Source organism: Sphingobacterium sp. 18053, assembly GCF_902706145.1.
Taxonomy (GTDB): domain Bacteria; phylum Bacteroidota; class Bacteroidia; order Sphingobacteriales; family Sphingobacteriaceae; genus Sphingobacterium; species Sphingobacterium paramultivorum.
Genome location: NZ_CACSJW010000003.1, coordinates 45428 through 62372, shown reverse-complemented (window position 1 = coordinate 62372; position 16945 = coordinate 45428). Strand labels below are relative to the sequence as shown.

17 protein-coding genes and 1 riboswitch are annotated in these 16945 nt (G+C 39.4%); of the genes, 5 read left to right on the top strand and 12 right to left on the bottom strand.

Translation table 11 applies throughout. The annotated features are described in order from the left end of the window. Nucleotides 1–6: 6 nt before the first annotated feature. Genes ureG through GVK91_RS07370 form a run of 4 tightly spaced genes read left to right on the top strand, consistent with a single transcriptional unit; the run spans nt 7 to nt 3181 of the window. A complete protein-coding gene (gene ureG / locus GVK91_RS07385) occupies nt 7–645 on the top strand; it encodes an urease accessory protein UreG (RefSeq protein ID WP_112376090.1) in 639 nt (212 codons plus the stop codon). Nucleotides 646–647: 2 nt separating this feature from the next. Next, nucleotides 648–1445 carry an urease accessory protein UreD gene (locus GVK91_RS07380; protein WP_075993435.1) on the top strand — a complete coding sequence of 266 codons (798 nt, stop codon included), beginning with the start codon at nt 648–650 and terminating at the stop codon, nt 1443–1445. A gap of 10 nt (nt 1446–1455) precedes the next feature. Beyond that, entirely contained in the window at nt 1456–2346 is an 891-nt protein-coding gene (locus GVK91_RS07375) for an urea transporter (protein WP_153845823.1), read from the top strand. A gap of 28 nt (nt 2347–2374) precedes the next feature. Further along, on the top strand, nt 2375–3181 hold the full coding sequence (locus GVK91_RS07370; protein ID WP_159727659.1) for a DUF2490 domain-containing protein: 807 nt from the start codon (nt 2375–2377) through the stop codon (nt 3179–3181). Here the strand turns inward: GVK91_RS07370 and GVK91_RS07365 are convergent. The 12 genes from GVK91_RS07365 to GVK91_RS07310 form a co-directional block, all read right to left on the bottom strand. Next, nucleotides 3178–4065, bottom strand: coding sequence for an AraC family transcriptional regulator (locus GVK91_RS07365; protein ID WP_159727658.1), 888 nt, complete (start codon nt 4063–4065; stop codon nt 3178–3180). The genes GVK91_RS07370 and GVK91_RS07365 overlap by 4 nt on opposite strands. A gap of 149 nt (nt 4066–4214) precedes the next feature. Then, the gene (locus GVK91_RS07360) at nt 4215–4793 is read right to left on the bottom strand and encodes a DUF1572 family protein (protein WP_159727657.1); all 579 of its coding nucleotides are present in this window, start codon (nt 4791–4793) and stop codon (nt 4215–4217) included. Between the two features lie 326 nt (nt 4794–5119). Then, nucleotides 5120–5863, bottom strand: a complete 744-nt coding sequence (locus tag GVK91_RS07355) for a DUF2807 domain-containing protein (protein WP_159727656.1) — start codon at nt 5861–5863, stop codon at nt 5120–5122. A 240-nt stretch (nt 5864–6103) separates the two neighbouring features. After that, complete coding sequence (tenA, locus tag GVK91_RS07350) at nt 6104–6760, bottom strand: thiaminase II (protein ID WP_159727655.1); 657 nt, start codon at nt 6758–6760, stop codon at nt 6104–6106. Then, nucleotides 6747–7586 (bottom strand): bifunctional hydroxymethylpyrimidine kinase/phosphomethylpyrimidine kinase, encoded by an 840-nt coding sequence (gene thiD / locus GVK91_RS07345; RefSeq protein ID WP_159727654.1) that lies wholly within the window; start codon nt 7584–7586, stop codon nt 6747–6749. The genes tenA and thiD overlap by 14 nt, the downstream gene beginning before the upstream one ends. After that, entirely contained in the window at nt 7583–8215 is a 633-nt protein-coding gene (gene thiE / locus GVK91_RS07340; protein ID WP_159727653.1) for a thiamine phosphate synthase, read from the bottom strand. The genes thiD and thiE overlap by 4 nt, the downstream gene beginning before the upstream one ends. Further along, nucleotides 8205–9008 (bottom strand): hydroxyethylthiazole kinase, encoded by an 804-nt coding sequence (gene thiM, locus GVK91_RS07335; protein WP_159727652.1) that lies wholly within the window; start codon nt 9006–9008, stop codon nt 8205–8207. The genes thiE and thiM overlap by 11 nt, the downstream gene beginning before the upstream one ends. 82 nt (nt 9009–9090) lie before the next feature. Continuing rightward, nucleotides 9091–9183: riboswitch (TPP riboswitch) on the bottom strand. Nucleotides 9184–9246: 63 nt separating this feature from the next. Then, nucleotides 9247–10089 carry a VanW family protein gene (locus tag GVK91_RS07330; protein WP_235032797.1) on the bottom strand — a complete coding sequence of 281 codons (843 nt, stop codon included), beginning with the start codon at nt 10087–10089 and terminating at the stop codon, nt 9247–9249. A 124-nt stretch (nt 10090–10213) separates the two neighbouring features. Continuing rightward, a complete protein-coding gene (locus tag GVK91_RS07325; protein WP_159727650.1) occupies nt 10214–11452 on the bottom strand; it encodes a hypothetical protein in 1239 nt (412 codons plus the stop codon). Nucleotides 11453–11497: 45 nt separating this feature from the next. Continuing rightward, on the bottom strand, nt 11498–12241 hold the full coding sequence (locus GVK91_RS07320; protein ID WP_159728290.1) for a dienelactone hydrolase family protein: 744 nt from the start codon (nt 12239–12241) through the stop codon (nt 11498–11500). A gap of 118 nt (nt 12242–12359) precedes the next feature. Next, nucleotides 12360–13205 carry an NAD(P)-dependent oxidoreductase gene (locus GVK91_RS07315; protein WP_159727648.1) on the bottom strand — a complete coding sequence of 282 codons (846 nt, stop codon included), beginning with the start codon at nt 13203–13205 and terminating at the stop codon, nt 12360–12362. 60 nt (nt 13206–13265) lie between these two features. Further along, nucleotides 13266–13895, bottom strand: coding sequence for a Crp/Fnr family transcriptional regulator (locus GVK91_RS07310; RefSeq protein WP_075993423.1), 630 nt, complete (start codon nt 13893–13895; stop codon nt 13266–13268). Between the two features lie 429 nt (nt 13896–14324). On the opposite strand from GVK91_RS07310, the gene GVK91_RS07305 reads away from it, so the two are divergent. Next, entirely contained in the window at nt 14325–16937 is a 2613-nt protein-coding gene (locus GVK91_RS07305) for a TonB-dependent receptor (protein WP_153845836.1), read from the top strand. Nucleotides 16938–16945: the final 8 nt, after the last annotated feature.

The window sequence follows — 16945 nt, the reverse complement described above, 5'->3', positions numbered from 1 at the left end:
ATTACAATGGAAAACAGAAAATATGTTAAAATAGGGGTTGGTGGTCCTGTAGGATCTGGTAAAACAGCATTATTGGAAAGATTGAGCAGGCGTTTGATGAATGAAATTGATCTTGCAGTAATTACGAATGATATCTATACCAAGGAAGATGCGGAATATATGGCCAAAAATAGTTTGCTGCCCCGTGAACGGATTATCGGTGTAGAAACGGGCGGTTGCCCACATACGGCGATACGGGAAGATGCGAGTATGAACTTGGAAGCTGTGGAGGAACTGGCAAGCCGCTTTCCGGATTTAGAGTTGATTTTGATTGAAAGTGGTGGTGATAACCTGACTTCTACCTATAGCCCGGATCTCGCCGATATCACCATTTTCGTAATTGATGTTGCCGAAGGTGAAAAAATGCCTCGTAAAGGTGGTCCGGCAATTACAAGATCAGATCTTCTATTGATCAATAAGAAAGATTTGGCACCCTATGTAGGCGCAAGCTTAGAAGTAATGGAGCATGATGCACGTAAAATGCGTAAAGGTTCTCCATTCTTGTTTTCAAATCTAAAAACTGGAGATGGTTTGGAAGAGATTGTAGGCTGGATTAAAAAATACGCACTCCTTCAAGATATTGAGGAACCTAATTTACTACGTTAACTATGATCTGTTCTTTAGATATTAAAATAGCACATCGCGAGGGAAAATCCTTTTTAAAAGATGCATATGCGACACAACCGTTTCGTATCGTTCCAGTTGGACAATATCAAAAAGACAACGCAGCGTACTTGATGATTATGAGTTCATCGCCTGGTTTGTTGGATGGAGATGACCATCGTATTCAAGTTGATATTGCTCCGGGGGCTAAGTTGCAGTTACAAACGCAAGCTTACCAGCGTTTGTTTCATATGAAAGGCCATTCTTCCCAAACTATGGAAGTGAATATTGGTGAAAATGCTGTTTTTTCTTATGTGCCCCATCCTGTAGTACCACAACATTCGTCTCATTTTTTGAGCCATAACATTGTACATCTTGCCTCTAATTGTCACTTATTGCTTAGTGAAATCGTGACTTGTGGTCGGAAAATGTCTGGTGAAGAGTTTATGTACAATCACTTTCAAAATCTGACAGAATGTTATGTCAATGGTAGGCTTGTTGTGAAAGATAATGTATTGCTGCAGCCAGATCGTATGCCTATACAAGGTTTGGGTATTTTGGAAGGCTATACGCACCAGGGGACTTTGATCTACCTTAATAGTGCCGGCTTGAATCCAAGTGACTGGATCGAGACTTTCCATGAACAATACGGAGAAACCAAAGACGTCGCGTTTGGTATTAGTGAATTGCAACATGACGGTTTTATGGTTCGCGTTTTAGGTTACGGTGCCGAACAGCTTTATCTTCTTTTTAAAGAAATGCAGAGCGCATTATGGGACAACATATTTTTGAATAACAACTAATTATATTCCAATGAAAAATAACATCCTAGCTTTTATAAAAGCTTTTTTTAAAGGATTTGGGCAAATTATGTTACAGGGTAACATTTGGACGGGTATTTTATTTATAGGCGCCATTATTTATGATTCGGCACTAATGGGCTTTGCGGGAATCCTCGCCAATATCGTCGGGGTATTGACTGCCAAGTTGATGAAATTTGATGAGGATCATATCAATGATGGACTCTTCGGATTTAATGCTACGCTTTATGGTATAGCTTTGGTTTTCTATTTTCAGACAAACGTCTGGGTATGGGGAGCTTTAATCGTCGGATCTGCGTTGACCACCATCTTGATGGGGTTTGCATTAAAGAAGAATCTGCCCGTATTTACATTTCCTTTTATTTTAATTACCTGGATCGCATTGTATGTATTGAGTATTCCAGAATTGGCCTTAAGGACGGTACCCGAGCATTTTGTTGATATTCAGGAAATGGATGACTTCTTAATTGAAGGCCATGCCTTTGGTCAGGTTATTTTTCAGGGTAGTTTAATTGCTGGATTGATCTTTTTCATCGGGGTTTTCCTGAGCAATCCCATGGGAGCACTTTACGGTTTCGCTGCTGTTATCATCAGTGTTTATATTTCCCACCATGGCCATGAATCTGCAGACATGACCAATAATGGCATCTTTAGCTTCAATGCAGTTTTGGTTGGAATCGCCTTGAGCGGCCCACGTGTTCGTGATGGCGTATATGTATTAATTGCTGTAATTATCGCCACATATTTTGATCACTTTTTGATTCATCACGGCTGGACAACATTGACTTTCCCATTTGTTTTTGCGATGTGGGCGATGCAACCGGTCAAACTTATTGATAAATGGTTGGTGAATAAATTTTCATCAGCCGAAGGGACTTCCTAGTCCTTTTTTGTGAACTAAAATTTTATCTATGTTTAAATTTCGTTTAATAAAACTATTCCCAATAATGCTCTTATTGGGAATTCATGTAAATACTGCCTACGCGCAAGTCAGTCCGCCGGGATTAGGAAAAGCAAGGACCGCATCTTGGTCCGTTCTAGGCTTACGCCGCAAACTAGATAGTGCGGGAACCAAAGAGGCACTAACCTACATCGGTTTGGGAACTAAAAGTACGCCCGACGATTCAAATCCATTTCATAAGCAGGCCATTTGGGTGTTAAACCATGAGGTCTATCATAAATTTGCCAAGAATCAACAATATAGCTATGCATTGAGCTATCGTCGCCAAAACGTTTATGATGAGGCGGCACCCTACCATAATGAAGGTGTCGAGCAAGAATTTAGGTTATATGGACGATATGCGTATACATTTACCCTGAATGATCGTTTGAAATGGAAAAATACGTTAAGGCAAGAGTTTCGAAAGTTCTTTACAGCTGATTTTCAGAAAGCCGAAGAGAATTTTCAATTTAGGACCCGCTTGAAGTCGCAGCTAAATTTTAAAATTTCGGCTAAAAATAAGCAAGAATTGGCTTTGAGCGCAGAAGGGCTTTTTGCAATAAGTAAGCTCTACGAACCTGTTAGTACATGGTCTAGCTTTGCTTATAAAGAGACCCGTCTGGGTTTCTATTACATGACAGATATTCCAAAAACACCTTTGCGATTGGATCTGGGTTATATGAACGACTTAATTAAAGGCTATGACAAAGTAGATTTTGGGGTTCATTATTTAGCCGTAGATTTAATCTGGAATCTACCTTACAATAAAAAACATTAGTCCGCCATAAACTTATGTTTTCGATAGTCACTGGGTGAATACCCAGTGATTTTTTTGAATAGTCTAGTGAAATACGAGGGCGATTGAAATTTCAATTCAAAGGCTATACCGGCAATATCTCTCGTAGCATCCTGCAGCAGAATCTGGCTATGTAAAATACTTATTTCGCTAATCCATTGCTTCGGTGGTTTATTCGTCGCTTCTTTAACACATTTATTGAGGTAGTTTTCAGAGATATGCAATAAATTGGCATAGAATAATACGTTTTTATGATCGATATGGAATTTTTGTACATATTCGCGAAAACGGAAAGCAATATCTAGCTGTCGGCTCATCGGGGCCTTTGTTTCAATATCCGATTTTATCACCTTTAATAAGATACACTGCATCATTGCAATGCAGACTTCCATCACACGGCCCTCAGTAAAAAGTTCTTCTTCCAATAATATCAACATTTGCTGGATCCAATGCGCTACATGTACTTTTAGTGTGGTAAATGGATGGGAATTGAAAAATTTGATATCGTTTATACCGAGTTCAATATCAGTCACAATTTCATTTTCATAGACCACAAAAAAACCTTCTACATCATCAGAAATTGCCAGCGTGGCCGTGATATTGCCTTGTTTGATATTAATGACTTGATTTTCAGTTAATGTATAAGATGCGCTTTCGAGATGTTGGGTCAGGGATCCCTTCGTTACAAAAATGAGAAAATTAAACGTTGTACGATAGGGGATGACAGGCATCAGGATACTGCGTAGGTAATTTTCAATTCGATAGACTTGAATTTTATTCTCATTGAATAAATTGTGCTCAGAAACATCAGGTAGAAATAACTTTTTATACTCGTAATTGTTAATGATCTTAATCGAATTTTTCATAGTCTTAAAACAATGTACTTACCAATGAAATCAACTAAAAAAGAATAGTTGTATGTATGACAAATATACTTAAAAGTTTGCGAAAAATAGGTTAAAATCCAATGCTTTCATTCAAGTAATTACTGTGCTAATGGAGTGTAAAAGCTTATTTAATACATATTCTCCTGATTCCCTTTTAGAAACTCGGAGGTGAAATGTTGTTGCTGTTTTTCGTGGCTGAATTTCTCCTTATTATAGGAAGCTGAATGACCTTTGGGTATCGATAAGGTGGACCATTTATCATCCAAACATATTTTTCCGATATAGACAATCTGCCCGATGTGGTAAGGATAATGTGCGAGTTGCCGCAAGATCGCTTCCATGACAGTATGTCCTTGATTACGGATATAGATGATTTTAACGAGATCTTCTTCTCCGAGAGATTCAATTGCTTGAAATAGACAAGCCCATCCAGCATTCCAATAGGTAATAAGCTCATCGCGATCTGTCCAGCTGTTCTCAAATTCCTGATCCCGGTTCCTATTTTCTTTTTCACCATCTGTGCTGAGAAAATCCGTCCAACGGGAAAGCATATTTCCGCCTAAATGTTTTACAATTAATGCAATGCTATTGCTTGAATCATTTGGATGCCAAAAGAGTTGTTCAGTGCTTAGTTGTGTAAATGTTTTATCACCCAATGATTTATAATATTGAAATTGCTTTATACAAGTCGCTAAAAAATTATCCATTACGCCGAAAGTTTGTCATTTATATGAATATTAATATACAAAAAATGTCGTGAAACCGAGACCTAAAATAGTTTTTTTTGAGTAGAAATCTGGTGTTGCTATCGATCTCACTAATTTCCTGATACTGCTTTTTGAGGTGATTAATGTGTAAATTTAGAAGGAGAAGGAGAAGGAGAAGGAGAAGGAGAAGGAGAAGGAGAAGGAGAAGGAGAAGTGTGAGCAAAAAGGGGGATAAAAGCAAAGGTGATACTGGGGTATGTATCACCTTTAAGCTAACTAAACATTAAACATAAACAAACAGTCTTTATTAAAGACCACACTAAAAATTATAGTACTACTCTGCCGCTAGTTGATTTGTCAACTTGGACATTTTTTGGTTGATTTTTTAACGCAATTCTTGCAGATGTAGAAACCTTTCCCTGTAAGTTTTCTTTCACGCTGAGCGTTACATTTGCAGATGAATTCGCTTGTATTTGGGCATTTGTCGTTGAGAAACGGCTCATATCAACCGATGCCGATGAGTTGGTGTTCAAATTTAAATTTGAAGCACTTCCTGAAATGTCTTGGCTGGACGAACTACTTGCAGATACCTGCAAATTTTTACTGCTCACATCCGTTGTTAAATTACTCGAAGAACTGGTTGAAAGGCTTATATCATCCGCAATTAATTTTTTAAGAGATATGCTTGCTGAAGAAGATACGTCAACAGAAATTTTATCGGCCTTAATAGTTTCATCGGTATGAATTGAACTGCTAGAAGATGCTGAGAAACGTGTTGGTATCTTACTTGAATAAACAATTACACGATTGTTTCTCGCATTTCTAATTTGCGTATTTCTTTTATACTGTACGTACAATGTACCGTTTTTTACGGTCGTTTCGATAAGGGATAAATGTTCAGGGTTGTTTGCTTCAACAACAACTTCATTTCGATTTGAATGAATGTAATCCACACGTAGTGAAGTTGCCGATGAAATGCCATCTGGAGCAGTGATCTTGCGCGTTTCGCGTTCTTGTGCCTGAGCTACATATAAAAATGAAATAAAGGCAATGGTTAAGATTCTTTTCATTATTTTCTGTTATTAGTTTAAATTTATTGTTACTGAAAGTTTCATTTTAATTTCCCTTTTTATCGTTTCTTATGTGCTTATGCACAGGCTCTATTGTTAACTGCCACCTATAGTATAATAGTAATGCCAAAACTTTAAATCCGTTTAAAATACTGATTAACACTAGTTTTGTTCCTGAGTGCTATTTTCGTTAATGCTCATTTTTGAACATCAACTGTTCGGTATCGGACAATAGTTTGTTTACCATACCCTTCGTTTGTAGGCTGCTAACCAGAATTGATACTCTAATTGGGAAGCTGTTATAAATACTTGTCGCATCTTCTCCCGTTTTGTTGCAGTAGTTTCTGCTGCAATTTTGTCAACGTAGTTTTTCGCTTTGATAACGCCCTGTGCAAAATCTTCACCGCTATAGGTTTCTATCCATTTGGAATAGGGATTTCCTTGTGTATTTGCTGTCGATACAATGTGATCTCCGACCTCCTTATAAATCCAAAAACAGGGGAGTGTTGCCGCCATAGCGACCTCAACGCTCTCGAAAGCGGCTACACTTTTAAGAAAATGGACATAATGATGGCAGGTTGGTTCGATCTTGTTGCCATTGTCGGCAGGACTTAAACCAAATTCCCGAAAGTAATTTTCGTGTAGTGCCCGTTCAACAAGAAGCGCATTGCGACCAAATTCGAAATAGTCCAATGCTTGTTGATTATCCGTGCTTTTAGCACCTATAAAAGCAAGGACGCGGCCAAATTCTTCTAAATAGAAAGCATCCTGCTGCATGTAAAATTGAAATTTATCCAGGGGAAGACTGCCATTACTAAGCTGAACAATAAACGGCATAGCAAGTATATCTGAATAAATTGATGTTATTGAATCCCAGGCATGATCAGTCCAGTTCATATTGAATAAGTTTAATCGGATTGTGGAAGTGATTTAATGGCCCATTTCCTTTGCCAATGACGAGGTCTTTGCTACCAGCTATTGCTGCGTGTATATAGGCCAATGCGAAGTCTACTGCGCTAACGAGGCCAACGCCTTGTGCCAAATGGCTCGCAATTGCTGAAGAAAGCGAACAACCGGAGCCATGTGTATTTTTGCTGTTAATTTTTTGTGATTTGAATTCAATTATTGGATTCTTCTGCTGGAACAACAGGGATGTTAACTCTTGGCTTTGGAGATGCCCGCCTTTAATCAGTACGGATTGACACCCCTTGGCCAACAAGCTATTTCCCGCTTTTTCCATTTTCTCGACATTGTCAATAACTTCGTCTACTAAAACACTTACCTCATCTAAATTTGGTGTAATCAGCGTTGCTAAAGGAAAAAGAAGTTCTATGCAGGCCTGAATTGTATCATCGTGAATGAGCTTGTGCCCGCTGGTCGATACCATGACTGGATCAAAAACAATAGGTCCCTTATATTCTTTTAAATAGCTGCTAATAAGCTCCACAAGTTCAATGTTGTGTACCATCCCTATTTTGATTGCATCGGGATAGATGTCGTCAAAAATAGCATCTAATTGGTCTCGGACAGCGTTCGTAGGAATTTCATAAATATTTCTTACACCTTGTGTATTCTGTACGGGTAGGGCAGTTAAGACATTCATGGCATAACATCCTAATGCAGATATCGTTTTGGTGTCTGCTTGTATACCTGCACCACCACTACCGTCGAAACCTGCAATGCTGAGTACAGTGGGGACGCGGTATTTTTTATCTTTTGTCATTTTAATAGTTCTTTTAGTTGTGCACTGGCAGCTCTGGGATCTTGACTTTGGCATATGGCCGAAACGACTGCAATGGAGTCTGCACCTGCATTCCAGGTCTCTTCTACAGTTTGTAAGTTCATCCTTCCGATTGCGATCAATGGTTTTTCCGTCCTACTCCGAAGTTGTTTTAAACCCGCAATTCCCCATTCAGTAACCGTATCCACCTTTGTTTTCGTTGAAAAAATGGGACTTACACCAAGGTGGTCAACGGCGTACATTTGTTGACTTTCCAGTTGTTGCATGTCTTCTATTGACCAGCCAATAGTTAATTTATCGCCATATTTTTCACGAATAGCGAGCGGCTGGAAATCATTTTGACCCACATGTACTCCCCATGCCTCGATTTGGGCAGCGATTGCTACAACATCATTGATCACGAGCGGAATACCATAATGATCGGTCAGTTTTTTCAAGCGCAAGGCTTTATCCAAAAATGTAGCCGGATCGTCAGCTTTTTCGCGCAGTTGTATAAGATCGACTCCACCAATAATGGCCTCTTCGGCGACACTGAGCCAATTTTGAGGATAACAGTCTCGCTCAGAAATCACCAAATATAGAGGGTAGGGGAAAAGCGGATTAATGCGCATAGCGTTTGATCTTGAGCTTTGATTTTAGACGTTCTGCATTGAGCTGATAGAGTTCATCATAGAGATTCAATTGCAGGGTACCCGGGCCAGCTGCTGTTTGGGCAGCGAGTTCTCCCGCCAAGCTCAAAATGGACACACCGGCAACAGCTGCTTCAAAATATTGGTCTGTAACACCTAAAAATGCGCCAATAAGTGCAGTAGCGCTACAGCCAAGTCCTGTTACCTGTGTCATTAGAGGGTTGCCATTAAAAACTTCAACCCGGTATTGCTGTGAAAGGATATAGTCTACTTCTCCAGAAATACAGATAATGGAGCCGGTTTGTTCTTGTAATAATTGGCCAAATCGGAGGGCATCTTTACTTGCTGTCGTGCTGTCGACTCCTTTTGTGTTCGGTTGGTTGAAGTTGTACAGCGTCATGATTTCTGATGCATTTCCACGAATAACTGTTGGTTTAAGATCCAGTAGATTGGATAATAAATCATTGCGGAATGCTGATATTCCAGCACCAACAGGATCAAGTACCCATGGCCGTCCAATGGTATTGGCATGTTCGGTAGCAACCAGCATAGCTTCGGCTGTTTCTTCACTCAAGGTGCCGATATTAATGACAAGAGCTTGTGCAATATCGACAACCTCGCGTACTTCTAATGGACTGTGTACCATCACAGGGGACGCTCCTAAGGCTAAAAGTGCGTTGGCAGTATTGTTCATCACGACTAGGTTTGTGATGTTGTGTACAAGGGGTTTTTCAACCCTCAGCTGCTCTAATAAATTGATAATTGAATCTTCCATTCTTTTTACATATGCTAAGATGTACTTTGTGGCCTTGGAGGGAAGAAGAGCGATAGCCTGTGCAGTAAAGGAGTATGCTGTACAGTGGATTTTTGCTTTTCCCTACGCCGGTATAAACCGAATCAGGTTCAAAGGGACTATCTCAATTCTATACAGAATACCCCCAAAGCCAGACCAAACTTAAACAAAAAAGAGGACTTTTCATATCAGTCATTTTTCGATCACTTAGCTTGTTGAATTAATCGGCCGTATTTTGATCGGCACTAATTTCAATATACGCAGTAGGAACATAGGTGACGCGGGCAAAATTTTTGGTCAAGAGCTCTGTCTCTAAAACTTTTCCACCCTGAAACTTTAAAAACTTCTCGCGCCAAATCTCATTTTTACGAAAGAACTGATTGTCTATTTTAAGAAATTGATGTTCTTTTTCAAAGACATGATACGCAAAATCCAGTTCTTGATCGATCCTCAATTCACCTTCTAAACATTTGTCTGTGAACCAGAGATTTATTTGAAAGGTGTAAGGCGTGTTGTTGGTGAATTGATAATCACGATAGTTATAAAAGACGGTAGCTCCACTACCGAATGGCAAAACACGGCCATCGTCAGGAAAAGGGTCAAAAGAGTGGTGATAACGTTCATTGACGGTGAGTGGACTATGGATAACAAGCCAATGGATGAGGTTGGATATTTGACAGATTCCACCGCCAATACCCGCTCTTGCTTCACCAAAGGATAACTCCATGCCGGGCAGATATCCTTTTTTTACAGTGGGTAGTCCAACGAGTTTACAAAATGAAAAGGTTTCCTTCGGTCTGATCAGAATGCTATTAATCTGTGCTGCTGCAATTTTCAGGTTGGTAACTTTGTTAATCTGCAGTTGCATATTATTTTCGCCCAATTTTTTTAATAAGACAGACTGATGCTTTTTAATACGAAAGGGAAGTTTTTCAGCTGATTTAGCTGTGCTGTATTTCTTATTATCAAATAGCCAAACGGCTTTGCGCTGCACTCTTCTCGCCCATACTGCAATAAAATAGAGTATGGGATGGTGTTGACTGATCAGTTTTCTTTTTCTCAATTTGACGTTTATGTATCGCTATCAAAATTAGTGCAGAAATGTGTTTTTTACCGTGTTTCGTCGAATATTTTTTATCAAAATCAAGAATCTTATTGTCTGAGCTTAGTGCAGTTTTTCTGTTCGTTTAGTTGGTTTTCTTTGCCTGTATGTATTTTGCTGTTAACTTTCCCTCCTTGTTATATATCAAGCTTTCGTAGGTACAGTTTCCGAGATCTTTTACAATAGATTTTTGTTGTAATACACCCTCATAATAAAACTCATCAATCGTTTCGTTGGCTCGGTACGATCGCTTGATTTCGGCTGTCAGTCGATCGCTTTGATCGAAGGTTTGGCGTAGTGAGTAGTCACTTGTTTCCGGACTATCATACTGATAGCGGACGCGACTTTCTCTTTGATCATTTCTGCCCGAAATCTCTTCAGTAATTCGATTCTGTTGATCATAACTGTAAATGGTCCAGTCTCTCCGTTGATATACAAAATGAATGGATTCATTTTTTATAACCTGGAGTTTATTGTTCAAGTGATAAATCATCGCCGATTCAAATGTAGGATCGTAGGAAACAATGGCATTTGGGAGATACCGGTAAATTGTACTGCTGCTCCACTTACTATTTTGAAGGTACTGTATGGAGTCGATAAGTCCGAATTGATTATAGCATCTTTTGTTGTAATAATTATTTCCCCCGGAAAGATTGTTCGATGTGATCTCTTTGCCTTCTTCATATACAGTCGTCATAATTGCACCGGATTGCACCTCATTTTCGTCCGAAAACTGCTGCATTACATAAGTGCCGTCACATATATTCTTACGCTGACTGTAATAAAGAGGAAGAGCGGGATTTGCGATAACAGCCGCTGCATATTGCCCGGATGGAATAAATTGAACTTGTGCGATTGAGTCAAAGAAATGTGAGGCATTATATTGTGCCGAAGCTTTCTTTGACGCAATTGGTGTGCTGGTGTTTAATATCGGTTTGGCTGCTGCCAGATAGGTATTACTATCGTATATGATCTTGGGTTTTGCTAATCCATCAAACAAGATCATGGCATGACGTTGCTTCAATGACAATACGTCGATGGTCCACTGGTGATTTTTAACGATGAATGTAAGTTTTTTTGCATCAGTTTTTGTGACCAATAACTTTGTTGTGCTAAAAGGTACCTGTTTGAAAATCTCAGCAGCATTTTTTTCGTGTAGACGCATGATAAAATCGGTCGATTTATCGGACTCATTGGTGACAAACAATATTGCTTGCGAAGGACTAGCTATGGTTAGCGATTTTACTGTTTGTGATATGGCGATGGGACTATACAACAGCAATATTAACAACTGAACGATAATCGGATAAATGTGCAGTTTCACGTTATAATTCATTTGGGTCGATATTGCTGTTGTTGACTTTGCTATTTAATTTAATACTTCTTTCAAAAATAATAAGGTGTGCTCCCAGGCACGTTTAGCCATTACGGGGTTATATTCGGGTGACTCGGGATTCGTAAATGTGTGTCCAGAATTTGCGTAAGTGATTATTTGCCAGTCTGCTTTTCCTTCATTTAATTCCTTGACCAACCCATCGTAATCTTCTTTTGATACACTTTTATCGGCTGCTGGGTGCTCAATGAGTACTTTTGTTTTGATTGAACCATTGGGTCTGTCGGCAGCTTTGGATAGGCCTCCATGGATACTGATCACTGCATTGACGGGGAAGCCGGCTCTCGCCGCTTCTAATGCTCCTGAACCTCCAAAACAATAGCCGATGATAGCAATTTTCGTCGGATCAGCGCCCTCTTTTTTCAGTTGTTCCAATGCGAGCATTATGCGATGCTGATAAGCTTTATAGTCTGTCTTGTAGTGGCCGGCAATTTTCGAAGCTGCGGTGTTGTCCGAGGGAATATTTCCTTCACCGTAGATGTCGGCAATGAAAGCGATGTAACCTTCTTTTTCAAGAAGCAATGCAGCTTGTTTCGCTTCGTTGTCAATTCCCTTCCATGCCGGAAGAATTAAGACAGCAGGGCCTTTTTTTGCCCTATTGGCGGTTACCATGCCGTTGAGTTTTTGTTCACCATCCTGGTAAGAAACCTGTTTTAATTGTTGGGCCTGCGTAGTCATGGTGACCATAGTAAGCATCAATAGTGTCATAACTGTTTTCATCTGTAAAGAATTTGTTCCACTCATTATTTTGTGTGTTCAGAAATGAACCTAATTTGGAGTCCATCTCAACTAAATATAATTTTCAATGTACATTTTTTTCACTGTCGCCAACCTGAAGCTACGACTTGATGGATTCAATGATACCAATAACATCGAGCTGTCCGAGACCTTGATCGTGTGCTTTCCCGTAGGTTTCGAGTAAGGTCTTGAGGAGGGGATAGTCAGCACCGGCTTGTTGAGCCAGTCGAATATCTTTCAGCATAAGGTCTAGCGCGAATGCAGGACTGTAGTTTTCTTCCACCAATAATGGTGTTTTCACTTTTGTTGCCCCACTGCCGCTGGCACTATCGTTGATGATTTCGAGCATATCGCTTCGTTGAATTCCCAGTTTATCTGAAAATAAGATCGTCTCCGCGAGACCTTGATAGATGGTGGAAAGGAAATAGTTGATCGCAAGTTTAGCGGCAATTCCCTGGCCATTTTCGCCGAGATGTTTGATCGATTTTCCCATCTGCTCGAGGTATGGTTGGGCGCGATGAAGATCTTCGGGATCACCACCCACCATAATAATAAGTGTACCCTCAGTCGCTGGTTTGGTACTGCCGGCAACAGGAGCATCTATAAAAGCAGCGCCTTTTTCTTTTAGCTTAGTGGCTATTGAAATACAGCGTTCACGAGATATTGTACTCATATCGACAAATAATTTGCCCTTGATCTCCCTTTGGAGGATTTTTTCATATACTTCGCTGACTGCTTCATCATTGGTGAGCATGGAGAATATAGTGTCGCTATGATCGACTAATTCACCTATATCTTCTCTGATAATTGATTGCTCTTCAAAGCCTACTGCTTTAGCCTTGTTTCTATTGTAAACAGAAAGGGGGAATCCTGCTTTTTCTAGATTTTTAGCCATGGGGTACCCCATGTTTCCTAATCCTATAAATCCTATTTTTTCTATCTTCATCTAAAAATTACATTAATAGCTATCAAAATTTACGTATAGCTAAAGATACAAATGTTTTACTCATTCTACCAATACCCTAATCTCGTTGCGAAGCAGCACTATTTTATCTTCCTGTTCCAGTTTTTTTAAAATTCGGGAGACAACGACTCGGGATGTATTTAAATCGGAAGCGATATCCTGATGCGTAAGGGTGAGTATTCGGTCGTCATTCAGCTTCACTTTGGCTTTCAAATAGTTGATGATGCGTTCTTCCATATTGGAAAAAGCTAGACTATCAACAGCTTGTAACATTTCGTCCATACGGCTTGAATAGCTTGATATGATGAAATTTCGCCAGGAAGGGTATTTTCCCATCCAAAGGTTGACAAGCTCATTTGGAATCATGGCTACAGTCGTTGTTTTTTCTGCGAGCGCACGAATTTCACTTTTTTTATTCCCGAGACAACAGGCTATTGACATTGTACAGGTTTGACCTTTTTCCAGATAGTAGAGCAATAATTCGCCTTTATCTTCATCCTCCCGGACAATTTTTATTGCCCCATCCAAGAGGAGAGGCATCGCCTTGATATATTGATTGGTATCAATGATGAGATCGCCTTCACGGAACGTTTTTATATGCGCGTTTTCCGCTATTTCAGCGATTAATTCCGGTTCAAGAATGCCTGTATAAGCTTGTTCTATGGATAACATATTTTTTAAATTAGTTAAAGTTAATTATTTATAGGCTTATTTCAGCTGTTGTGGGAAGAAAAGGAGGTAGGTGGAAACGACGGATTGAAAGAAATAATTTTTAGCACCTCATGAGGATAAGCTATAAAATCTTGTATGCAATTCATAAAAATCGTAAAATTGATAAATTTTGATTTATTCAAAACAGACAAAATATTATTCTGATTATTTTTGATGTTTTTTCATGAATAGGATGGATGTGTTGTATTTATTTTATGTATGCTGTATTTTTATTGCCTCTTTTTGCTGAAATTTGCTGTTTTTCTGTGGAAGATTAAAATTTATTCTTTCTATATAGAGATACTGCATCATATTGGTATTGTTAAAATTAGTTAAAAAGACAATCAATTCCTAATTTTGCGGCACAAAAACAAAACAATCACATCTAACATGAAAAAGTCTTTACTTTTTTTTGCCCTTGTTTTTGCTAGTTATAGTGCCGTTCAAGGTCAAACAGCAAATACTGGTTCGGTTTCAGGAGTTGTCAAAGAAGCTACTGGACAAACGGTTAAAGGAGCAACCATTAAAATTACCCACATCCCAAGTGGACAAGTAGTAAGTGGCTCAGCCGATGCCCAAGGAAAATTTCAAATTTCAAATCTTCAAGAAGGAGGCCCCTACAAAGTAGAGGTAACTTACATTGGCGAAACGCCTGTTGTTTTCGAAAACATCATGCTGAAATCGGGGGAATCGTTGAATATCAATCCAATTTTTACGGCTGGATCTTCAACAAATTTGGATGAGGTTGTTGTTGTCGGTCATGGGGTTATCGATATTGCGGCAGGAAGAAAGACACCGATTGCCGTTTCGACGATCCGTAAGCAGGATTTGGAAGAAAGGGTAGGAGCACAGGATATTACTTCAGCATTAGCTAATACCCCTTCGGTTTATATCACTGGTCAGGCAAAAGGTTTTGGTGAGTCTTCTATGACAACCCGTGGTTTTGATCAGTCTAATACAGCATTTTTGTTGAACGGTCAGCCTATCAATGGTATGGACAATGGAAGTGTATATTGGTCAAATTGGTCGGGACTTACAGATATTGCCTCTTTAGTGCAGATTCAACGTGGTTTGGGATCATCTAAATTAGCGATTTCATCTGTCGGGGGTACCGTGAACTACGTGACACAATCCACTGCAATGAAAGAGGGTGGTTTTGTTCGTACCACTGTTGGTAACGATATGTTTATGAAGGCAACGGTAGGTTACAATACCGGTCTGATGAAAAACGGCTTTGCTGTTTCGGCTATGTTTACACAGTGGTCAGGTAACGGTTATATGGACCATACAGAAGGTGCTGGACAAAGTTATTTCTTGTCTGTTGGATATAAAGCGAATGAAAAGCACAACCTGAACTTTATGTTAACGGGTGCTCCACAGTGGCACAACCAGGGGTATACCTCAAAATTGTCTAACTATCTCGCTAATGGCAGACGTTATAACGACAATTATAAGGATGCAAACGGCGTGATGATGAATGCACAAAAGAACTTTTATCATAAGCCAGTAGCCAACTTGAACTGGGACTGGACGATCGATGATAAATCATCGTTGTCAACTGTCGTTTACGCATCGTTAGCTGCTGGGGGTGGCCAATCCTTGCGAAGCGATAAATACAATACAGGCAAATATTTAGCTGCTGATGTGAACAATCACCAATGGTTTGGTATAGTTTCTAACTATAATCGTAAACTTTCAGAATCCTTGAATTTCAATGTCGGTTTTGATGTAAGGGATTATAAAGGTACACACTATCGTAAATTGACAGATCCACTTGGAAATACAAATGGTGTTGTATTAGGCGGTAATGTTAATTTCCCTAATAAGCCATTGGTTACCAATACGTACTCAACAAACCCTTGGAAAGCTTTCTCAAGTAAACCTGATTCGCGTGAAGATCGCTTAGCTTGGGATTACAATCAATACATCCGTTACGGAGGTCTGTTCGGTCAATTGGAATATGCGAAAAATGGCTTTACAGCGTTTTTCCAAGGATCGGTTTCCGAACAACAAAACAAACGTTCTGATTATTTTCAATACACACCAGGTAATGAGGATTCTAAAGACGTGAACAACTTTGGCTACAATACGAAGGGTGGTGTAAGTTATACATTGGGACATCATAGTGTTTTTGGTAATGCGGGGTACTATTCTCGTCAGCCTTATCAAAACAATATTTTCATGAATTTTGCAAATGATATTAATGAAAATGCTGAAAATGAAAAAATCCTTGGTTTAGAGGCTGGTTATAAATTTGCTTCTCGATTCTTGGATGTGAATGTGAATGTTTACCGCACAACTTGGGAAAACCGTGTTACGGGTAGTTCGAGTTTAGCGACGGCAGATGATGTGAAAAAATACAATCCAACAAATGATCCTGGTATTTTGGTCGAAGGTGCCTATTTATATACAACAAATTACGGTGTAAAACAGGTGCATAGAGGGGTAGAAGTTGATTTTGAGGCCCGCCCAATCGAAAAATTAAGCCTAACAGGGTTTTTATCGATAGGTGACTGGAAATACGATGGCGCAGTAAACTCTGTTATACGTAACGATAACCGCGTCGAATTGGGACGTTCTCAGGTTAATTTAACCGGTGAACATGTTGGTAACGCAGCGCAAACTTCTTATGGATTTGGTGCTAAATATAAAGTGTTTAAGGGTTTGTCTGTTGACGCAAACTACAGATATTATGAGCGTTTGTATGCATCGAATTATCGTAGAGAAGTAATAGATGGCCAAACTTATGGACGCTATATGAAATTACCGTCTTTTAATCTTTTGGATGCCGGTCTTTCTTACAATGTCAAAGTAAGTGACAAGAACAGTATGAGTTTCCGTGTCAACATGAACAATGTGTTGAATAAGTTCTATATTTCGGAAGCTACTTCGAGTAACTTGGTGACAGATGTGAACAATACTTGGAATGGTATTGACACTTCCAATTTTGTTTTGATCGGACAGGGTAGAACTTGGAATGCATCTGTGAAATTTACATTCTAATTAGATTT

What these genes read in the sequence shown, in the direction of transcription:
- ureG (WP_112376090.1), top strand. Translation starts at nt 7, where the DNA reads ATGGAAAACAGAAAATATGTTAAAATAGGGGTTGGTGGTCCTGTAGGA.
- GVK91_RS07380 (WP_075993435.1), top strand. Translation starts at nt 648, where the DNA reads ATGATCTGTTCTTTAGATATTAAAATAGCACATCGCGAGGGAAAATCC.
- GVK91_RS07375 (WP_153845823.1), top strand. Translation starts at nt 1,456, where the DNA reads ATGAAAAATAACATCCTAGCTTTTATAAAAGCTTTTTTTAAAGGATTT.
- GVK91_RS07370 (WP_159727659.1), top strand. Translation starts at nt 2,375, where the DNA reads ATGTTTAAATTTCGTTTAATAAAACTATTCCCAATAATGCTCTTATTG.
- GVK91_RS07365 (WP_159727658.1), bottom strand. Translation starts at nt 4,065, where the DNA reads ATGAAAAATTCGATTAAGATCATTAACAATTACGAGTATAAAAAGTTA.
- GVK91_RS07360 (WP_159727657.1), bottom strand. Translation starts at nt 4,793, where the DNA reads ATGGATAATTTTTTAGCGACTTGTATAAAGCAATTTCAATATTATAAA.
- GVK91_RS07355 (WP_159727656.1), bottom strand. Translation starts at nt 5,863, where the DNA reads ATGAAAAGAATCTTAACCATTGCCTTTATTTCATTTTTATATGTAGCT.
- tenA (WP_159727655.1), bottom strand. Translation starts at nt 6,760, where the DNA reads ATGAACTGGACTGATCATGCCTGGGATTCAATAACATCAATTTATTCA.
- thiD (WP_159727654.1), bottom strand. Translation starts at nt 7,586, where the DNA reads ATGACAAAAGATAAAAAATACCGCGTCCCCACTGTACTCAGCATTGCA.
- thiE (WP_159727653.1), bottom strand. Translation starts at nt 8,215, where the DNA reads ATGCGCATTAATCCGCTTTTCCCCTACCCTCTATATTTGGTGATTTCT.
- thiM (WP_159727652.1), bottom strand. Translation starts at nt 9,008, where the DNA reads ATGGAAGATTCAATTATCAATTTATTAGAGCAGCTGAGGGTTGAAAAA.
- GVK91_RS07320 (WP_159728290.1), bottom strand. Translation starts at nt 12,241, where the DNA reads ATGAAAACAGTTATGACACTATTGATGCTTACTATGGTCACCATGACT.
- GVK91_RS07315 (WP_159727648.1), bottom strand. Translation starts at nt 13,205, where the DNA reads ATGAAGATAGAAAAAATAGGATTTATAGGATTAGGAAACATGGGGTAC.
- GVK91_RS07310 (WP_075993423.1), bottom strand. Translation starts at nt 13,895, where the DNA reads ATGTTATCCATAGAACAAGCTTATACAGGCATTCTTGAACCGGAATTA.
- GVK91_RS07305 (WP_153845836.1), top strand. Translation starts at nt 14,325, where the DNA reads ATGAAAAAGTCTTTACTTTTTTTTGCCCTTGTTTTTGCTAGTTATAGT.